Consider the following 597-nt stretch of genomic DNA (forward strand, 5'->3'; position numbering starts at 1 on the left):
ACCTGCTTGGCAGTCACCGTCAGGGTTTTACCCCGCACCAGGCCTGCGTTATTGCTCAGGCTTTGGGTGTTGATGGCCAGGGTTTGGCCGGCCTGGATGCCACCGGCGTTGTTGAGGCGGCTACCGGCCTTGAGCTGCATCGCGCGCTCGGCCAATAGCGTGGCATCTTTGGCATTGGTCAGGCTATTGGCGGCATCAATGCTCAGGTCCGCGCCGGAGCCCATAGAAGCACGCTGCTCATTGACCACATCACGGGCCTTGATAGTGAGACCTGTGGTGGCATCCAGCGTGCCAGTGTTGGTAACGGTTGCCGTCGATGCAATTTGTACCTGGCCGCCGGCACCTGTGTCTTTCAAGGCAATGTCGCCATCGGCGCTGATTTGAATATCCCGCGCCGCCACAATCAGCCCCTGGTGCCGAACCCCGGCACCGCTGTCGCTGCTGATCAGGTTGATAAAGCGGCCGTGCATGGCGCCCGCGGCAGAGCCGGAAATGGCCAAACCCGAACCCTCAGCCTCTGCTTTGGCCGTGAATGCGCGAGTGCTGGGGTCATAGGTGCCCTGGCCGGCCGCAATCTGCAGATCGGTTTGCCGCGTC

1 protein-coding gene is annotated in these 597 nt (G+C 62.0%); it reads right to left on the reverse strand.

Annotated elements, in window-relative coordinates; all coding sequences use genetic code 11:
• The coding region (locus PKE98_RS26935) for a hypothetical protein (protein ID WP_271198565.1) at positions 1 to 597 on the reverse strand (597 nt) is incomplete at both ends.

Source organism: Pseudomonas turukhanskensis (genome assembly GCF_027922365.1).
Taxonomy (GTDB): Bacteria; Pseudomonadota; Gammaproteobacteria; order Pseudomonadales; family Pseudomonadaceae; genus Aquipseudomonas; species Aquipseudomonas turukhanskensis.